The 15854-nt window shown below is 36.1% G+C and carries 19 protein-coding genes and 1 pseudogene; 7 read left to right on the top strand and 13 right to left on the bottom strand.

Annotated elements, in window-relative coordinates:
• Window positions 1-17: 17 nt before the first annotated feature.
• The gene (locus H6G25_RS11390) at window positions 18-986 is read left to right on the top strand and encodes a LysR family transcriptional regulator (protein ID WP_190392578.1); all 969 of its coding nucleotides are present in this window, start codon (window positions 18-20) and stop codon (window positions 984-986) included.
• A 60-nt stretch (window positions 987-1046) separates the two neighbouring features.
• Here the strand turns inward: H6G25_RS11390 and asnS are convergent, their stop codons facing one another.
• Both asnS and H6G25_RS11380 read right to left on the bottom strand, forming a co-directional pair.
• Window positions 1047-2438: an asparagine--tRNA ligase gene (gene asnS, locus H6G25_RS11385; protein WP_190392577.1), complete on the bottom strand. Its 1392-nt coding sequence runs from the start codon at window positions 2436-2438 to the stop codon at window positions 1047-1049.
• Between the two features lie 643 nt (window positions 2439-3081).
• Window positions 3082-3426: a hypothetical protein gene (locus tag H6G25_RS11380; protein WP_190392576.1), complete on the bottom strand. Its 345-nt coding sequence runs from the start codon at window positions 3424-3426 to the stop codon at window positions 3082-3084.
• Between the two features lie 66 nt (window positions 3427-3492).
• On the opposite strand from H6G25_RS11380, the gene H6G25_RS11375 reads away from it, so the two are divergent.
• Window positions 3493-3753, top strand: a complete 261-nt coding sequence (locus tag H6G25_RS11375; protein WP_190392575.1) for a DUF6439 family protein — start codon at window positions 3493-3495, stop codon at window positions 3751-3753.
• A 24-nt stretch (window positions 3754-3777) separates the two neighbouring features.
• Here the strand turns inward: H6G25_RS11375 and H6G25_RS11370 are convergent, their stop codons facing one another.
• Entirely contained in the window at window positions 3778-4227 is a 450-nt protein-coding gene (locus H6G25_RS11370) for an ATP-binding protein (RefSeq protein WP_190392574.1), read from the bottom strand.
• A 408-nt stretch (window positions 4228-4635) separates the two neighbouring features.
• Window positions 4636-6018: a 23S rRNA (uracil(1939)-C(5))-methyltransferase RlmD gene (gene rlmD, locus H6G25_RS11365; protein WP_190392573.1), complete on the bottom strand. Its 1383-nt coding sequence runs from the start codon at window positions 6016-6018 to the stop codon at window positions 4636-4638.
• A gap of 146 nt (window positions 6019-6164) precedes the next feature.
• Here rlmD and apcD point away from each other — a divergent pair, with 146 nt between their 5' ends.
• Together apcD and H6G25_RS11355 are read left to right on the top strand one after the other, a co-directional pair.
• Window positions 6165-6650 (top strand): allophycocyanin subunit alpha-B, encoded by a 486-nt coding sequence (apcD, locus tag H6G25_RS11360; RefSeq protein ID WP_028082722.1) that lies wholly within the window; start codon window positions 6165-6167, stop codon window positions 6648-6650.
• Between the two features lie 294 nt (window positions 6651-6944).
• Window positions 6945-8051, top strand: coding sequence for a glutamate--cysteine ligase (locus tag H6G25_RS11355; protein ID WP_190392572.1), 1107 nt, complete (start codon window positions 6945-6947; stop codon window positions 8049-8051).
• An 11-nt stretch (window positions 8052-8062) separates the two neighbouring features.
• On the opposite strand, the gene H6G25_RS11350 is transcribed toward H6G25_RS11355, so the two are convergent.
• On the bottom strand, window positions 8063-9898 hold the full coding sequence (locus H6G25_RS11350; RefSeq protein WP_190392571.1) for a penicillin-binding protein 2: 1836 nt from the start codon (window positions 9896-9898) through the stop codon (window positions 8063-8065).
• A gap of 9 nt (window positions 9899-9907) precedes the next feature.
• On the bottom strand, window positions 9908-10036 hold the full coding sequence (locus tag H6G25_RS21515) for a hypothetical protein (RefSeq protein ID WP_277881749.1): 129 nt from the start codon (window positions 10034-10036) through the stop codon (window positions 9908-9910).
• A gap of 386 nt (window positions 10037-10422) precedes the next feature.
• Here H6G25_RS21515 and H6G25_RS21175 point away from each other — a divergent pair.
• Window positions 10423-10594 (top strand): annotated as a pseudogene (locus H6G25_RS21175) (element excision factor XisI family protein); the annotation flags it as partial.
• Between the two features lie 47 nt (window positions 10595-10641).
• On the opposite strand, the gene dcm reads toward H6G25_RS21175, so the two are convergent.
• The 6 genes from dcm to H6G25_RS11320 form a co-directional block, all read right to left on the bottom strand.
• On the bottom strand, window positions 10642-11769 hold the full coding sequence (gene dcm, locus H6G25_RS11345; protein WP_190392570.1) for a DNA (cytosine-5-)-methyltransferase: 1128 nt from the start codon (window positions 11767-11769) through the stop codon (window positions 10642-10644).
• Complete coding sequence (locus H6G25_RS11340) at window positions 11738-12712, bottom strand: hypothetical protein (protein WP_190392569.1); 975 nt, start codon at window positions 12710-12712, stop codon at window positions 11738-11740. Before H6G25_RS11340 ends, dcm begins: the two co-directional genes overlap by 32 nt.
• 358 nt (window positions 12713-13070) lie before the next feature.
• Complete coding sequence (locus H6G25_RS11335; protein WP_190392568.1) at window positions 13071-13262, bottom strand: putative toxin-antitoxin system toxin component, PIN family; 192 nt, start codon at window positions 13260-13262, stop codon at window positions 13071-13073.
• Complete coding sequence (locus tag H6G25_RS11330) at window positions 13259-13498, bottom strand: hypothetical protein (RefSeq protein WP_028088656.1); 240 nt, start codon at window positions 13496-13498, stop codon at window positions 13259-13261. The genes H6G25_RS11335 and H6G25_RS11330 overlap by 4 nt, the downstream gene beginning before the upstream one ends.
• A 252-nt stretch (window positions 13499-13750) precedes the next feature.
• Window positions 13751-13975 (bottom strand): type II toxin-antitoxin system MqsA family antitoxin, encoded by a 225-nt coding sequence (locus H6G25_RS11325; RefSeq protein ID WP_168644001.1) that lies wholly within the window; start codon window positions 13973-13975, stop codon window positions 13751-13753.
• Window positions 13975-14262: a DUF4258 domain-containing protein gene (locus H6G25_RS11320; protein ID WP_190392567.1), complete on the bottom strand. Its 288-nt coding sequence runs from the start codon at window positions 14260-14262 to the stop codon at window positions 13975-13977. The genes H6G25_RS11325 and H6G25_RS11320 overlap by 1 nt, the downstream gene beginning before the upstream one ends.
• Window positions 14263-14463: 201 nt before the next feature.
• On the opposite strand from H6G25_RS11320, the gene H6G25_RS11315 reads away from it, so the two are divergent.
• Both H6G25_RS11315 and H6G25_RS11310 read left to right on the top strand, forming a co-directional pair.
• Window positions 14464-14694, top strand: coding sequence for a hypothetical protein (locus H6G25_RS11315; RefSeq protein WP_190392566.1), 231 nt, complete (start codon window positions 14464-14466; stop codon window positions 14692-14694).
• A gap of 71 nt (window positions 14695-14765) precedes the next feature.
• Window positions 14766-15029 (top strand): hypothetical protein, encoded by a 264-nt coding sequence (locus H6G25_RS11310; RefSeq protein WP_168634010.1) that lies wholly within the window; start codon window positions 14766-14768, stop codon window positions 15027-15029.
• Window positions 15030-15158: 129 nt separating this feature from the next.
• Here H6G25_RS11310 and H6G25_RS11305 read toward each other — a convergent pair whose 3' ends face one another.
• The gene (locus tag H6G25_RS11305) at window positions 15159-15848 is read right to left on the bottom strand and encodes a serine/threonine-protein kinase (RefSeq protein WP_190392565.1); all 690 of its coding nucleotides are present in this window, start codon (window positions 15846-15848) and stop codon (window positions 15159-15161) included.
• Window positions 15849-15854: the final 6 nt, after the last annotated feature.

The raw sequence follows: 15854 nt of genomic DNA, 5'->3' as shown, positions 1-15854 counted from the left end.
ATCAGAGGAGAATAACCTTGAACCAAGCGACATTGCACCAGTTGAAGGTGTTCGAGGCTGCCGCCCGACATGGTAGTTTTACACGCGCTGCGGAAGAGTTATTTTTGACTCAGCCTACCATATCCATGCAAATCAAACAGCTTACGAAATCGGTGGGTTTGCCATTATTTGAGCAGGTAGGAAAGCGCTTATATTTGACGGAGGCAGGACGAGAATTATTTGCTACTTGTCGCCAGATTTTTGAGACTATGGATAAGTTTCAAATGACTATTGCGGATTTAAAGGGATTGAAACAAGGACAATTAAGACTGGCGGTAATTACTACTGCTAAGTATATTATTCCCAGATTGTTGGGTCCTTTTTGTCAGCGTTACCCTGGTATTGATATTTCTCTCCAAGTCACAAATCATGAACTGATTTTAGATCGGATGATGGGTAATTTGGATGACTTGTATATTATGAGTCAAATTCCTGATCATTTTGATGTCAATTTCCAGCCATTTTTAGAAAACCCCTTAGTAGTTTTTGCACCAGCTAATCATCCCTTAAAGAAGGAAAAAAATATTCCTATCGAACGACTAGGAGAAGAACCGTTTATTATGCGTGAACCTGGTTCAGGAACTCGCAGCGCTGTCCAAAGTCTGTTGGAGGAACATGGGATAAAGGTGAAGGTGAAATTAGAGTTGGGAAGTAATGAAGCGATTAAGCAAGCGATCGCAGGAGGCTTAGGTATTTCTGTGTTATCCCGTCATACAATGTTAAGCGACGCTGCGGAGTTTAGCATTTTAGATGTCCAAAACTTTCCGATTAAGCGAAATTGGTATATCATTTATCCCGCTGGTAAGCAGTTATCCATTATTGCTCATACTTATTATGAGTATCTTTTAGATGCAGCAAAAAAAATTACCGCGCAAGGTGGTTTAATCTCAGATCATCCCCCTCTTTCGTCAGTCTCTGAAAAGTTTTGCTATTTCTCAAATTCATAAGTAGCAATTAGAACAATAAGATTTTTAAAAGAGACGTTATTTACAACGTCTCTAAAATCATTAAAACTCAGCGTTTTCTGGTGTGCGGGGGAAGGGAATTACATCCCGAATATTCCCCATACCCGTCATAAATTGTACCAATCTTTCAAACCCCAAACCAAAACCAGCATGAGGAACAGTTCCATAACGACGCAAATCTAAATACCACCACAAATCTTCTGGGTTCATACCTTGTGCTAATACCCGTTTTTCTAAAACATCAAGTCTTTCTTCCCGTTGGGAACCACCAATAATTTCCCCTATTTTTGGTGCGAGAATATCCATAGCGCGGACGGTTTTTTCATCGTCACTCAACCGCATATAAAAAGCTTTGATTTGTGCGGGATAATCTGTCACAATGACTGGCTTTTTAAACAGTTGTTCGGCTAAATAGCGTTCATGTTCTGATTGTAAATCTGCACCCCAACTCACAGGATAATCAAATTTAACATCGGCTTTTTCTAAAAGTTTGACTGCTTCTGTATAAGTCAACCTTTCAAATTGATTGTTAATAATATTATTAGCAGTTTCTAAAACAGTTTTATCAATGCGTTCATTGAAAAATTCCATGTCTTGTGGACAAGTTTCCATTACATATTTAAAAATGTATTTCAGAAACTCCTCAGCCAAATCCATATCACCTTGTAAATCACAAAAAGCCATTTCTGGTTCAACCATCCAAAATTCGGCTAAATGACGAGAAGTATTAGAATTTTCCGCACGGAATGTAGGACCAAAAGTGTAGACATTAGTAAAAGCCATAGCCATAATTTCGGCTTCCAATTGTCCACTAACTGTTAAATATGCAGGTTTACTAAAGAAGTCTTGGCTATAATCAATTTCTTGATTTTCTCTGCGGGGAACATTCTTTAAATTAAAATTAGTAACAGTAAATAATTCCCCAGCCCCTTCGCAGTCACTAGCGGTAATAATGGGAGTATGTACCCATAAAAAACCCCGTTCGTGAAAAAATTGGTGAATAGCAGTCGCGCAAGCATTTCTCACCCGAAATACCGCACCAAAGGAGTTAGTTCTACCGCGCAAATGGGCTATGGTTCTTAGAAACTCAAAGGAATGACGTTTCTTTTGCAGGGGATAGGTATCAGGATCAGCGTCTCCGTATATTTTCACCGTATCCGCTTTTAATTCTATTCTTTGTCCTTTACCTTGGGAAGCTACTATTACTCCTGATATTTCTATAGAAGCACCTGTATTGATTTGTTTTAATATTCCTTGATAATCTGGTAAATCTTGATTAATCACAACTTGCAAATTACCCAAAGATGAACCATCATTAACTTCTAGGAACGCAAATCCTTTTAACTCGCGTTTTGTTCTTACCCAACCTTGGACTACCAAAGTTTCTTCTGGTTTACCACTTCTTAATATTTCTGCAATACGACGATTTAGCATTTTCTACAACTGTTTTTTTGACTATATAATACCAATTATAGCAAAATAGAGCCTGAAAATCGGAGGAACTGAATCATAAAATTTCCGATTTGATATCATTGGACTTGATTTAAATAAAATCCAAAATCCTATATAATACCGATTTTAGCAAAATAGAGCCTGAAAATCGGAGGAACTGAATCATAAAATTTCCGATTTGATATCACTGGACCTGATTTAAATAAAATCCAAAATCCAAAATCCAAAATTCTATATAATACCGATTTTAGCAAAATAGAGCCTGAAAATCGGAGGAACTGAATCATAAAATTTCCGATTTGATATCACTGGACCTGATTTAAATAAAATCCAAAATCCAAAATCCAAAATTCTATATAATACCGATTTTAGCAAAATAGAGCCTGAAAATCGGAGGAACTGAATCATAAAATTTCCGATTTGATATCACTGGACCTGATTTAAATAAAATCCAAAATCCAAAATCCAAAATTCTATATAATACCGATTTTAGCAAAATAGAGCCTGAAAATCGGAGGAACTGAATCATAAAATTTCCGATTTGATATCACTGGACCTGATTTAAATAAAATCCAAAATCCAAAATCCAAAATCCAAAATCCAAAATCCAAAATCCAAAATTCCATCATCCAACCCAAGATCTTAGTAACCAACCCATAATAACGCCTAAACCGCCAAAACGGATAGCTTGCCAAAAAGGTCTTTTTAGGGTGTTCCAAGAAAACAACTGGCTTTCTAAGTTGATTTCTAAGGTTTCCAACTGTTTTTGAATGCGGGTTAACTCGGCCTTGATTTCTGGGGTCTGTTTACTATTTTGCCTTAAATTCTTTAATTCTTGTTGCCATTGTGCCTTTTGTTGTTGATCATTTTGCACTTGGGTATATCTATCCTTCAAGAATCTTAGTGAAGTTTCCACTTCCTCTAATTCCCGTGCAAAATCTAGGTAGGGATTTTCCTCTAAATTAGTCATTAGCGATTAGTAATTAGCTATGATGATTAAATCATAAATTTTACTCTTAACTTAGCACTTAGTCTTATGTCGCAAACTAGTCAACTACATGAAATTAGCACTTTAGAACTAGCACAAGCCCTCATGGAAAGGTTAAGGATCACTCCAGAGGAGTGGCATCGTCTCAAATCTAACCGCAATGCCCGTGCTAGTGAACAGGTTGCCGCCGCCATAGTCTTTTTGGTCAAAAATGAACCCCAGGAGGCGCAAGCGAGACTAGAACAGGCTGTAGGCTGGCTAGACAAATCAATTTCCGCGCCTCCTTGTCCCACCCACGGACACCCGTAGGGGCAAAGGAATAAACCTCACCCCTCACCTTCGCAAAGATAATAAACGACGGCTTTCTACTTGCTTACAAAGACTGAGTTCTGTACCTTTGCCATTCCATTCTACTTGATCAAAAATCTGATGCAGTAAGGACATACCGCGTCCACTTTCTGCTTCGTCTGGTGGTAAATAGTCATTGGGATCACTATCACCTGTAATGGAGGGAGTGAACCCGCTACCCTGATCTGAGATAATCCACCAATATTGATTATCTACTAGTGAGAAACGGACTACGACTAACTTACCTGGATCAAGATTATTCCCATGTTTAGCGGCATTTACTAGGGCTTCTTGGAGTCCTAGTCGCAGTTCTGATTGTAATTTTGCCGGAATATCAGTCAACAGTAAATCTAGGATTGGACAAAGATAAAGGGTGGAGGCAAAACTAATTGTCCCCCAGTAACGCCCAACTGGACGAAGAGAAATGGTAATCACAAGAGAAACCCCGTAGCTTTTAGTTAGCTAGACATCAGGAAAGCTTTTTCAGCTATTCTGGTCAGAATTAGGTAATCATGTTGCCTTTAAACTAGCGTCTGTAAAACTAAATTTATAAAAATGCTCTTGGCTGGTAACTTAAGATGAGAATTCATATTGCTTATTTACAATTTGCTAAAGTTAATCCGTTGATTTAGCAGATAAAAAACTGCTACTTTTGAACAGGACGAGCAAAACAATCTCATTAACTGCTGGTTTGTATTTAACACAATCTTATCCCTTTCTTAACATTTCATGCAGCCTCGATTTCTTTAAAACAAAATGAGTTTCTATTTTTATGTAATTTCATTCTAGCATTATGAGTATCCACTAGACTAAAAATTTCTGATTTTTATTTTTTGTGAAGAATTAATGACTCTGATCATTGTCCGATAGTACCAGAAAAGCGGCTGCTTCTACATGGGCGGTTTGGGGGAAAAAGTCGGCAGGTTGCACCCTTGTGAGTCTATACAGTCCGTTTTCGCAAAGTAACTTGAGGTCACGGGCTAAAGTAGCTACTTTACAACTGACGTAAACAATTCGAGAAGGTTTCAAGTTTCTTAATGTTTTGATAACGTTATCTTCACATCCTTTCCGGGGCGGATCAAGTAAGACAACATCCGGTATAATTTCCAAATTCTGGAAAATTTTTTCCACTGCACCTACTTGAAATGTTACATTATTAATTCTATTTTCTTGAGCATTGACAATTGCCTGTTTTACTGCTGTTGATTGTAATTCTAAACCGATGATATGCTTTACTTGTTTAGCCAGGGGCAAAGTTAAAGTTCCTATGCCACAATAGGCATCTACTAGGACTTCATGACCTTGTAAATTTAGTTCTGACTGAATTACCTCTAATAAAGCCTCGGCTGTTTCTGTGTACACTTGGAAGAAGGTATCTGGGCGAATTTGAAAATCCAGTCCGGCGAATTTTTCTCGTAGGTAAGGAACTCCAGCTAGACAACGGGTTTCTAATCCAAATATAGCATTTGTGCGATCGCTATTACGATTTAATGACACGCCTACTAATTGGGGATAACGCTGTAACCATTGCTGTGCTTGGTTTTCAATTCCTGGTAAGTTCCAATCTTTGACGACTAAAGTTAGCAGCATTTCTCCTGTGCGACGGCCAATGCGTAAACCTAAATGGCGAATTAATCCTTTGTGTCTGGTTTCGTCATAAATTGACCAACCCTGCTTTTCAATGTCTAATTTGACTTCAGCTAATAAAGGATTTAACCGTGAATCTTGCACTGGACATTGATTTAAGTTGATTAATTTATGAGTACCTTTGTGATAATACCCAGCTTGGACATGACCTGTAGCAGAAATTCCAAACGGATAGCTAACTTTGTTACGATAACCCAAGGATGCAGCGGCTACTAATACTGGATTTACAGATATGTCAACAAAACCGCCAATTCTTTCTAAAGCTTGAATTACTTGATTTTGTTTGGCTATTAACTGGTAATTATAGTTAATATGTTGCCACTGACAACCACCACATTTGTCAGCGACAATACAATTTGGTCTTACCCGTTGAGGCGAAGCCTCTAATAAATCCTCAATTTGACCATAAGCATATTTTGGCTTAACATTTAGTAATTTGACAAGTAGGCGATCGCCTGGTACAGTATCTGGTACAAAAACCACACGCTGATCAAAGCGTCCCACACCGTCCCCAGTGTCGCTTAAATCAGTAATTTCCAATTCGATGACTTCACCTTGTCGCCACATTATATTAGTCATTAGTCAGTTGTTAGGGAATAGGGAAGGGAGACTTCCTTAATGTAGAATTGTGAATAGATTTACCTCTATCTTCCCACACACTTCACGAATGTTCCTCTAAGTCGCTAAACTAGCAAATATAAATATTTCGGGTTATTTAGATCATCATGACTGTAATTAGCCAAGTTATTCTCCAAGCTGACGACGAACTGCGTTACCCCAGCAGTGGCGAACTCAAAAACATCAAAGCATTTTTGGAAACTGGTGTAAAGCGCACAAGAATCGCTGCTACCCTTTCAGAAAACGAGAAAAAAATTGTTCAAGAAGCCACCAAAAAACTTTGGCAAAAACGCCCTGATTTTATCGCCCCTGGTGGTAATGCTTACGGTGAAAAACAACGGGCTTTGTGTATTCGGGATTTTGGCTGGTACTTACGCCTAATTACCTACGGTGTACTTGCTGGTGACAAAGAACCCATTGAAAAAATTGGTTTGATTGGTGTACGAGAAATGTACAATTCTCTGGGTGTTCCCGTTCCCGGCATGGTAGAGGCGATTAATTCTCTCAAACAAGCGTCCTTAGATTTACTGAATGCAGAAGACGCTTTAGAGACTGCACCCTACTTTGATTACATCATTCAGGCGATGTCCTAATCAAAGGACTGTATTATAGGAGGGAATAGGATCATATCTTATACCTAGTCCTGGCGATTATAAATCGCGCCTATACAAACAAAGTCCTCCTTAGGTGGGACTAACAGAAAATCAAGGTTTTTCTGCTAGTCCCTGTATCAGTTATTCCCAAGATACCTAACTTCTCAAAGAAGTTAAGTATCTAAACCCCCTCCAATGTCTAGACAGTTAACTTCTAGTCCTCCTTTTATAGGATTCGCAACCGCATAAATTATGGATATAATGGTCATATTTATAGTAAATCCGGGGTAAAGTATGTTCTGTTTTGGCGTTGAACATGAAGTTGCTTTTCTTAATCATCAAGGAAAATTCGCGGATTTCCATAATACAAAATTCGCAGATTTTCAGCAAATTATTGATAGATTACCTATTTATGCCACTGACTACCCACAATTAAGAGTTGGTGACGCTGGAATTAAGAAAAAGCGTTGGTATATTGAAGGATTTGAAAGATTTAGCGACTCTGAAGAAGTAATTGACTGTTTAGCCAAAGGTATCGAAATTAGAACAACTATCCATTCTACCATTCAAGGAGCAATTACTGAATTAACAGAAAGTTTTTGTCTATTGCGTGAAGTAGCTTCTACTTTTAATTTTACACCTGTTTTAGTCAGTTTTAACCCCTATACTTGTGTATTTAATCCCCAACCACCATTAAATGATTATGAAATTAGACAATTACAAGCTTATCCAGATGAACAAACTGCTCATATTTACATGGTTTCCTATGGACCAGATTTGAATATTTCCTGGGAAAATTTGTCTACTGAAAAGCTAATTGATATTGGTAAAAAGTTGACGTATTACAGTCCTTATATCATCCCTTTTACTTATAGTTCTCCTTTTTATAATGCTGATTTGTGGTCAGGTTTATCAGTCAGAACATTTATCAGAACAGGAAAAAGACCAGCAGTATTAGTTTTTGTGGAAAAGTCAGAGGACTTAATCAAAAGTGTTCCCTCATTAACAAAAATTGCCCGCATTCCTTCAGAAGTAGGACGGATAGAATTTAAAGCCTGTGATAGTTGTGATGATTTTACAATTTATGCAGGTTTATTAGCTTTATTAAAAGGTTTAGTATTAGATGAAACTTTATCAGGTAGAGCGATAATACCCGACGCTGAGTTGCACCAAATTTCAGCAAAATATGGTTTTGAAAATGAAGATATTTTTGCGAATACTAGCAAAATTTTACAAGTTGCAGAAATTGCCCTTAAAGATGATCCTGATGTTGAATTTTTAACACCGCTAAAAGTTATTTTATCAGAGCAAAAAACAAAATCTCATAAATTAATTAAGTTATTCCAAAATTTAGGTTCAATTGAATCTACTTTCAAAGAAGGTTATAGCAGTTTTAGATGATAAGTCCTATGTCAATTATCTTCCCTCTTTTCCTTATCTTCATGAGGGGGGATTTGTGCAATGGGAATTAATGTTTCCATGACAGTTTTAACAATTGGTGCGGCGACCGTAGAACCATAGGCATTTTCTCCCTTTGGTTCATCTACAACTGCAAAAACCACATAACGAGGAGATTCCACTGGTAAAATAGCAATAAAGCTGGTAATTCTCGCACCTTTAATATATCCACCATTAGGACTAGCTTTTTGGGCTGTTCCCGTTTTCCCACCAATACGATATCCCGAAATTTTCGCTGCTTTACCAGTACCTTCATTAATTACTGTTTCCATCATTTCTACAACACGATGGGTAATTGTTGGTGAGAAAATTTGTCTCTGTTCTGGGAGAGTAACTGAATAGTGTATGCGTCCTTTACTATCAATTAGTCCTCGAACTACATGAGGTGTAACTAATTTACCGCCATTAGCTAATGCTCCGTGCATTTGCACCAATTGTAATGGAGTTAGAGAAAAGCCTTGTCCAAAAGATGTAGTTGCAGGTTCAATGGCTGAAGAGGTAAATTTTTCTTGACTTTTTAATTGACCACTAACTTCAAAAGGTAAATCTGTTTTAAATTTTTGTCCTAATCCCAGACGTTCTAGCCAATTGTAGTATATGGATGGTTTTAATCGTTGCATCATTCTCACCATACCAATATTACTAGAAGTTTGTAAAATTTGAGGAATAGTCAGTTGGCGATAACCAGTTTTTTCGGCATTTTTGATAGTATGCGTACCGATCTGGATAGAACCAGGATCTTCAAATTTATCCTCTGGTTTAATGATACCATTTTCTAAAGCGATCGCCACATTTACAGGTTTAAATGTTGATCCCGGTTCATAAAGATCAGCTACAGTCCAGTTTTTAAATAAGGAAATATCAGACTTAGCATACTTATTGGGATTATAAGTGGGCTGAGAAACCAAAGCCAACAAAGAACCATCAACCGCATCCATGACAATCACTGCGCCTCGTTTAGCATTAAACTTGGTCATCTGTTCCTTTAAAGCCGTACGGGCTACCCGTTGTATACGACCATCAATAGTCAATTGCAGCTTCAAATCATCAAAATGCAGCAGCCCCTGGGTGGCGTAATCTGGCATTAATGACCCATTGCCAGTTTTACTCATTCGCACAGTTTGTCCAGAGCGTTCTAGTAGTTTTTCCTGACTGTATTCTACACCAGCTTGGCCACGACGGTCAAGATTTACATAGCCTACCACATCTGCCGCCAAATCATCTTGAGGATAAAATCGGGAGTATTTTTGAATAAACTCAAACCCATTCAAGCGTAATGATATCAATTTATCAGCAATATCTTCTGATACACCAGAAACTAATAAAATCCCACTACTTTTACTTTGGAATATTTTTACGAGTTCAGCCCTGTCTTTGCCCAGAATCAGACCAATTTTCTCAGCAATTTCCGACTGGGAATGATCAAATAATCTGGGATGGGCATATAAATTATATACAGGACGGTCAATAGCTAACACATTATTACCTCGATCTACCACCGGACGACGAGGGATATAAAGGCGTAAGTTCACCGTTTGCTGGTTTCGCGCCTTCTGAGTCAATTTTTTGCCCTGAACAATTTGTAGCTGATATAAGTTGAATGCTAACCCTAATATAGCCATCATTAACACACCCCATACAGCTAACAGTCGTAATTTAGTATTGGGGAATCTTTCTGATATTTTCGGAGTAATATTTCCCCGTTGCTCTTGTCTAGATAACTTTCCTTCGCGTCTGAATTGTAAATTACGTAAATTTCCGAATTTTGTTTTACTTGACAGCTTTCCCATGGTAATAAATTATCTTTGTCGTTTAATGATTTTTTTAGATTCTTTAACTTTATCTAGAATTCGTCCAGGTTGATGATTTAATTCAGTAGCTGTAACCAACTCATCTGAGAACGCATTGCTAAAAATTGTCATTGACATGATACCTGCGTTTTCCTCCAAACGCTGATTTAATCTAAATATGATATTACGTAATATTATACCTAACCAGTATCATTTGTCAAGAGGTAATATTGCCAAAGTCTTTATTCAGCTTCATTAATAACTTGTTGAGGAAAAGATTTAGAAATAGATGACACTATACATAATTTATTTTGTCATAATCAGGATGCTCAGGATTAGATGATTTACAGGATTTTTTATGAATATTTATCTGGGAATATTTCTGGTTTTAAAGATGAGTTTTTTTCTTCATCCTGTACATCCTTAAATCCTGGAAATCCTGATTCAGACAGTAAGGTGTGTAAGCGTTGCGTAACGCACCAAAATTGATTAAATTAATCTCATGAATTAATGTGAGTTAAGTTTATGGGACAATTATTCATGTGGATATTAGAGATGGAAAAATTTGGATTTAGAGAGATTTTACAGAGGAAGGGGTAGCTAGTGAGTTGGTAGAATTGGGAGTACCAAACGGATATTGTTTTAGGTTTTAAGCCACCTTATATGAGACAATTTACTGGTTTTGCATCGGTTTAGATTTTTTGAGTTCTTGCTTTAAAACCTTGGCGCAAAATCAAAAATATTCATCTACAACGAATAAATTCTGCTTCTGGTAAATTAGCAAATGCTTCTTGTACCGTTAAATAAGGTAATAATCCAAATAATTCAAATTTAGGACTATGAGTAGGTAACGGTAAATTAATACTACCCATATCTTTTTTACAACCAATAAAAAACAATCTCTTTCTTAATTGAGGAGTCCCAAAGTCAGCCGCTAAAAGTACACCATATGAAACATTATAACCTAAATTAATCATATTATTACAAATTTCTTGGTATAGCTTTCCACCTCCTAAACCCTTTAAATTAGAGACATTTTCCATTACGAAAAAAGCAGGTTGTAAACATTCAATAAACCTTAAAAACTCATAAATCATCCCACCACTTTTATCTTGCAAACCTCTTTGTTTACCAGCTTGACTAAACGCCTGACAAGGTGGTCCACCAAATATAATATCAGGTTTATTGATTTCACCAGAAATATTTTGCCAGAAACTTAACGGATCTGTGATATGAGAAATATCTTGTTCTATAACTTGAATGCAATTGCCAAAATAACCCCTTAAAGTTGCACAAGCATCACCCCAATTATCAACAGCTACTTTAGTTTTTATCCCTGCTATATCAGCACCAATATCCATACCTCCTGCACCACTAAATAAACTCAGTCCAGTCAAAGAACGATTTTCAAATCCTAATAAATTAGCTTGTTTAACTAATTGTTGAAATACAGCTTTAGCAAGTGGAACTGGAACAGCATTACCAACCTGAAGTTGACTACTGGTTAAAGTTCCCTGCAACTGTAAATCATCAGGTAATCCTTGTAAACGAGCCGCTTCACGTACAGTAATAAATCTGTCTTGATAGGGATGAACAAACTTGTTAAAAATATAACCTGTAACTGTTAATGAAGGTTTATCAGGATCAAGACGAATCATTCTTAAATTTGGTCCACCTTGTCGGTTAGGATCATGTTTTACATAGAATTTAAAACTTTCGTGCCAAAGTTCTTCAGGTAAATCTTGCATTTTTTGCCCTATTTTCAGAGCATTAATTCTTTTTTGAACATCCTCTCCTACTCGTCTTGCAATGTGATTTGAAATCACTTCTAAAGAAATATTAAAATCTAAATTTTTGGTTAATCCATTCATCTCTTATATGACTTTCCGTAAAGGTTATTATACCATCAAAGAGATTAAAAATTTCTTTTTCTGGTGGTAAATCGGCAACTATTTTTGCTTGTCTTGTTTCATCTATTGTCCATACAATATCTTGAAGTTCAAGCAAATAATCATTATAGTGACGTACAGCATGAATATTAGAGAGCAGAGCAGTTTTCACTGTTATTTTACTATGCTTTGGCTTTTGCGAAGCAGCAATTTTTAAAACTTGATAAATTCCTTTTTTAATATCATCAGTTCTATCCATACCCACACTAGATTTACTATCAGAAATAGATTCGTACCCTTCACCACTTTTTCTTTGAGGCCAATTTACTGGTCTAGGAATAGGTTGTCCGCAAGCATTAGTTAACCAATAGACAGATTCTGGTAAATTTCCCTTACCCCTAGCAGCTTTATTATATGCAGAATAAGCAATACTCCAAAACTGGAAATAACGAGAGAAGAGTTGATTATCTTTATTAAAAGCTGCTCCCATTTGCTCATATATCCATACTGAGGAATTATTATTTCCCCTAATTCCTAAATTTATAAGTTCATATTTATATACCTGATCTTTCAACTGAGGAAGAATAATATGCAAATTAGATGAACTAAGAAAAGAATTATCTGTAGATGAATGTGAACGAGATAATAATTCACCTTCCTCTCCCAATTCAGTTTGTATTTCAACAGGTACTGCTAAAGGCAAAGTAGTAAGTGGAGCAGCTTTAACTTCTGAAAATAAGACTATATTCTCTTTTTCGTCATAAATTATGACATCAATAGGTTCAATACCATGATAGATTTTTAAATCTTGGGAATTGATTTTAAATAATAGCTTTAAAAATACACATAATAACCGACTTGTTGTTTTGCCAATTGTTCCAGATGGAGGCTTATTTGCATGATGAAAAGAAAACCTTCCTTCCAAAATACATCTTGGACAAGCATTAGTATATGGATAAATTAAAAGGGAAGAATTATCATTTGGACAGTACAGCCATCCTTTATTAGCAAGTTTTCCATAGTATTCAGCAGCGACAATTAAATCAAATGCAGCCGCTAGTGATAGTCCAGGTGCAGTAGAAGTTAGTTTTGCATTATCGAGAGCTTGCTGAATAAGAATTGTTGCTAATACTTCTTCGTGAGGATAGACTTCTAGGGGTTTAAACTCTTGCTAAAAGGTTGGCTATTTCATCAACCTTAACAGAATCATCCTGATTATGTTCCATTGGTCTTCAAATAAATAATTTACTAATTATTATATAATGAATATTCATGTTTTTTACCTATTCTTGTCTGATTTCAGCAGTCAACTTAAACTTCTTCCGACTTAATACATCCTGATACTCTGCTAAAATTTCGTCAGAAACAACCCACTCACAATTAGGACTATCTACAACAAATTGAATTACATCCCTTGGTTCTCTCCCCTTGAGAACAGCAGAAACTAAAACATTAGTATCAATAATAACTTTCATTCCCCACGCCGATAAGCTTCAATTTCTGCCGCTATTTCCTCATCTGTAACCTGTTCCACACCAGGAATAGCCTGAGTTTTATCAAATAAATTCCGCAATTTATTACTAATTGTATCCTGCGGGTTATCTTCAGCTAAAACAATAATCTCCACACGCTGTCCAACCTGAAAAGGTAAATCAGATAAAACCACCTGCTTAGGGTTTTCAATGGTGATATAAGTCTTGTACGCATTCATAATTTATTCTGCTATTTATCCTATATATATTTTATGATACTTTTCTTACTTTGCGTCTACTCTTCGGGATCTCTAAGAGAGATTGCGGTAAATAAAAAAACCAAAAAATATCTATCATTAATCATTAGGCAAGATTTAATAATTCCTCAATCGTTAATTCTTGCATAGTTATTAATTCCCCTTGTAATTCCTCAAGGTGCATAATCAACAGCAGGAGGAACATTAATTTGAGTAGTCATATATTTTAGAAATTTAAGCTGCATATCTAATAATTTCTAATTCTACTCCTTTAGTAATTGCTAATTCTGCTTTGTCTAAAACTTGTTCGGTAACTGCATCACTTAAATAATATTCACCACAGTTATCACAAATTTCTGCGGGAACTTTTTTCAAGACAATAATACATTCATCTCTTTCTAAGGTGACGGTGACTAAACCGGGTTTAGTTTCTCCATGTTTACAAATTACGCATTTCATTATTTTTGTCTCCTAGTTGTAAAACCATCTAACCAAATATTAGCATCAGGAACATAAGCTGTTACCACATATCCTGTATCTGTAGCTTCATCATAGGAAAATACAACATGAATCGGTTTACCTTCTACAAAATCTAATATTAAATAACTGGGGTATGGTGTATCATCAGGATTTTCTTCTATTATTTGTCCATAAGCAATTAAAGTTTCTACTTCTTTTTTACTAATGCGACGATAAAACATTTGTTGGATAGCATGACGGGAGAAGTTTATATTTTGACAATACATGAATTATTTTGTAATCTTAATTAATGATAACTTATTTTGTCTGAATCAGGGTGTGTAAGCGTTGCGTAACGCACCGAAATTAATTAATTTTAATCTCATGAATTAATGTGAGTTACGTCGCGCTCCTAACGCACACTAAGAACTTAAGATTGAGTTATTATTAGTATAATAAACTGGTGAAGTCCAAAAGGAAATTAGATTATGTCATCTCCAGCAATTACTACTGTAGTTAAAATGATGGAATCTTTATCTGAAGATGTACAAGACAGAGTTGCAGAACATCTTAGAGAATATTTGGCAGATTTGCAAGATGAACTTAAATGGGATAATTCGTTTAAGAAAACTCAAGAAAAATTGATTGCATCTGCTCAACGTGCTAAAAGAGAGATTGCAGAAGGACTTGCAAAACCAATGGACTATGACAAATTATAAATTCAGGATTTTGATCTGGCTTCAGAAAAATATACATTTGGTGTATATACAGTTAGAGGTTATAAACACCTATGAAGTCAGCAACCCTTCCTTCTTTTTGGGATGAATATCAGTCTCTTGACAAGCAAGTTCGACAGAGTGCGAGGAAAGCTTATCGCTTATGGAGAGAAAATCCTTTTTATCCGTCTTTGCATTTCAAATGTATAAATAACCAGGAAAATATTTGGTCTGTGAGGATAAATCTCAATTATCGAGCAATTGGCGTTTTGGATAGTGATACAGTTACATGGTTCTGGATTGGTAGTCATGACGATTATGAGAGTTTTTTTTCATAGTTAAAATCAGCATGATCAGGATTAGAGGATTAAGAGGATTTGAGTGGTAATTTTATTTTTTCAGATTGGGAATTTTTAAGATTAGTGGTTTTTCTTCATCCTAAAAATACTATATCCTGATTATGAAGGTTATATCTTAAAGGTTACAAGTCTCGACGCGAGAGAAGAACCAAGCCCATAAACCCATACCAAAGTCAATAAATAATAAAGTGTTGTCGCTAAAGCATAAACATCCGTATAAAAACCTAACTGTTCACCAGGAGTATACTGTTCTGGTGGTGCATAACCAGGGGTGCGTCCATCCCTAGTTGTGAATTTATCAATATTACAAGCTAAACCAAAATCAACTAAAACCGCTTCCTTTTTGCCGCGACGTAAGACCATATTATGGGGTTTGATATCCCGATGAATCATCCCATCTTGTTGGTGAATATATTCCAAAGCTTGTCCGATTTGGTCAATATATAATAGTGCATCATCTTCCGATAATTGACCATTTTCATCCACATAATCATTCAAATCTACACCATCAATAAATTCCATCACCATTCCCCAAAGTCCATCTTCCTGAATCATCTTATAGACTTTGACAATATGAAGATGAGAAAAAGCGCGGAGATTAAAAGCCTCATTAACAAATCTTTCTTGTTGCTTAGGAAAATCCTTAGCCCTTTGTCGCTTCCCGTTCAAAGTTTTGATAGCAACTATTTCCCCGGTACTTGTTTCTCTGGCGCTATAGGTAATCCCAAAACCACCTTCACCCAAAACATTTTGAATAATATATTTACCGTCATTAATAGATTGATGGGGTGTCCACATAGTAGA

Source organism: Dolichospermum sp. FACHB-1091 (assembly GCF_014697585.1).
Taxonomy (GTDB): Bacteria; Cyanobacteriota; Cyanobacteriia; order Cyanobacteriales; family Nostocaceae; genus Dolichospermum.
This window is presented reverse-complemented; position numbering and strand designations above follow the sequence as displayed.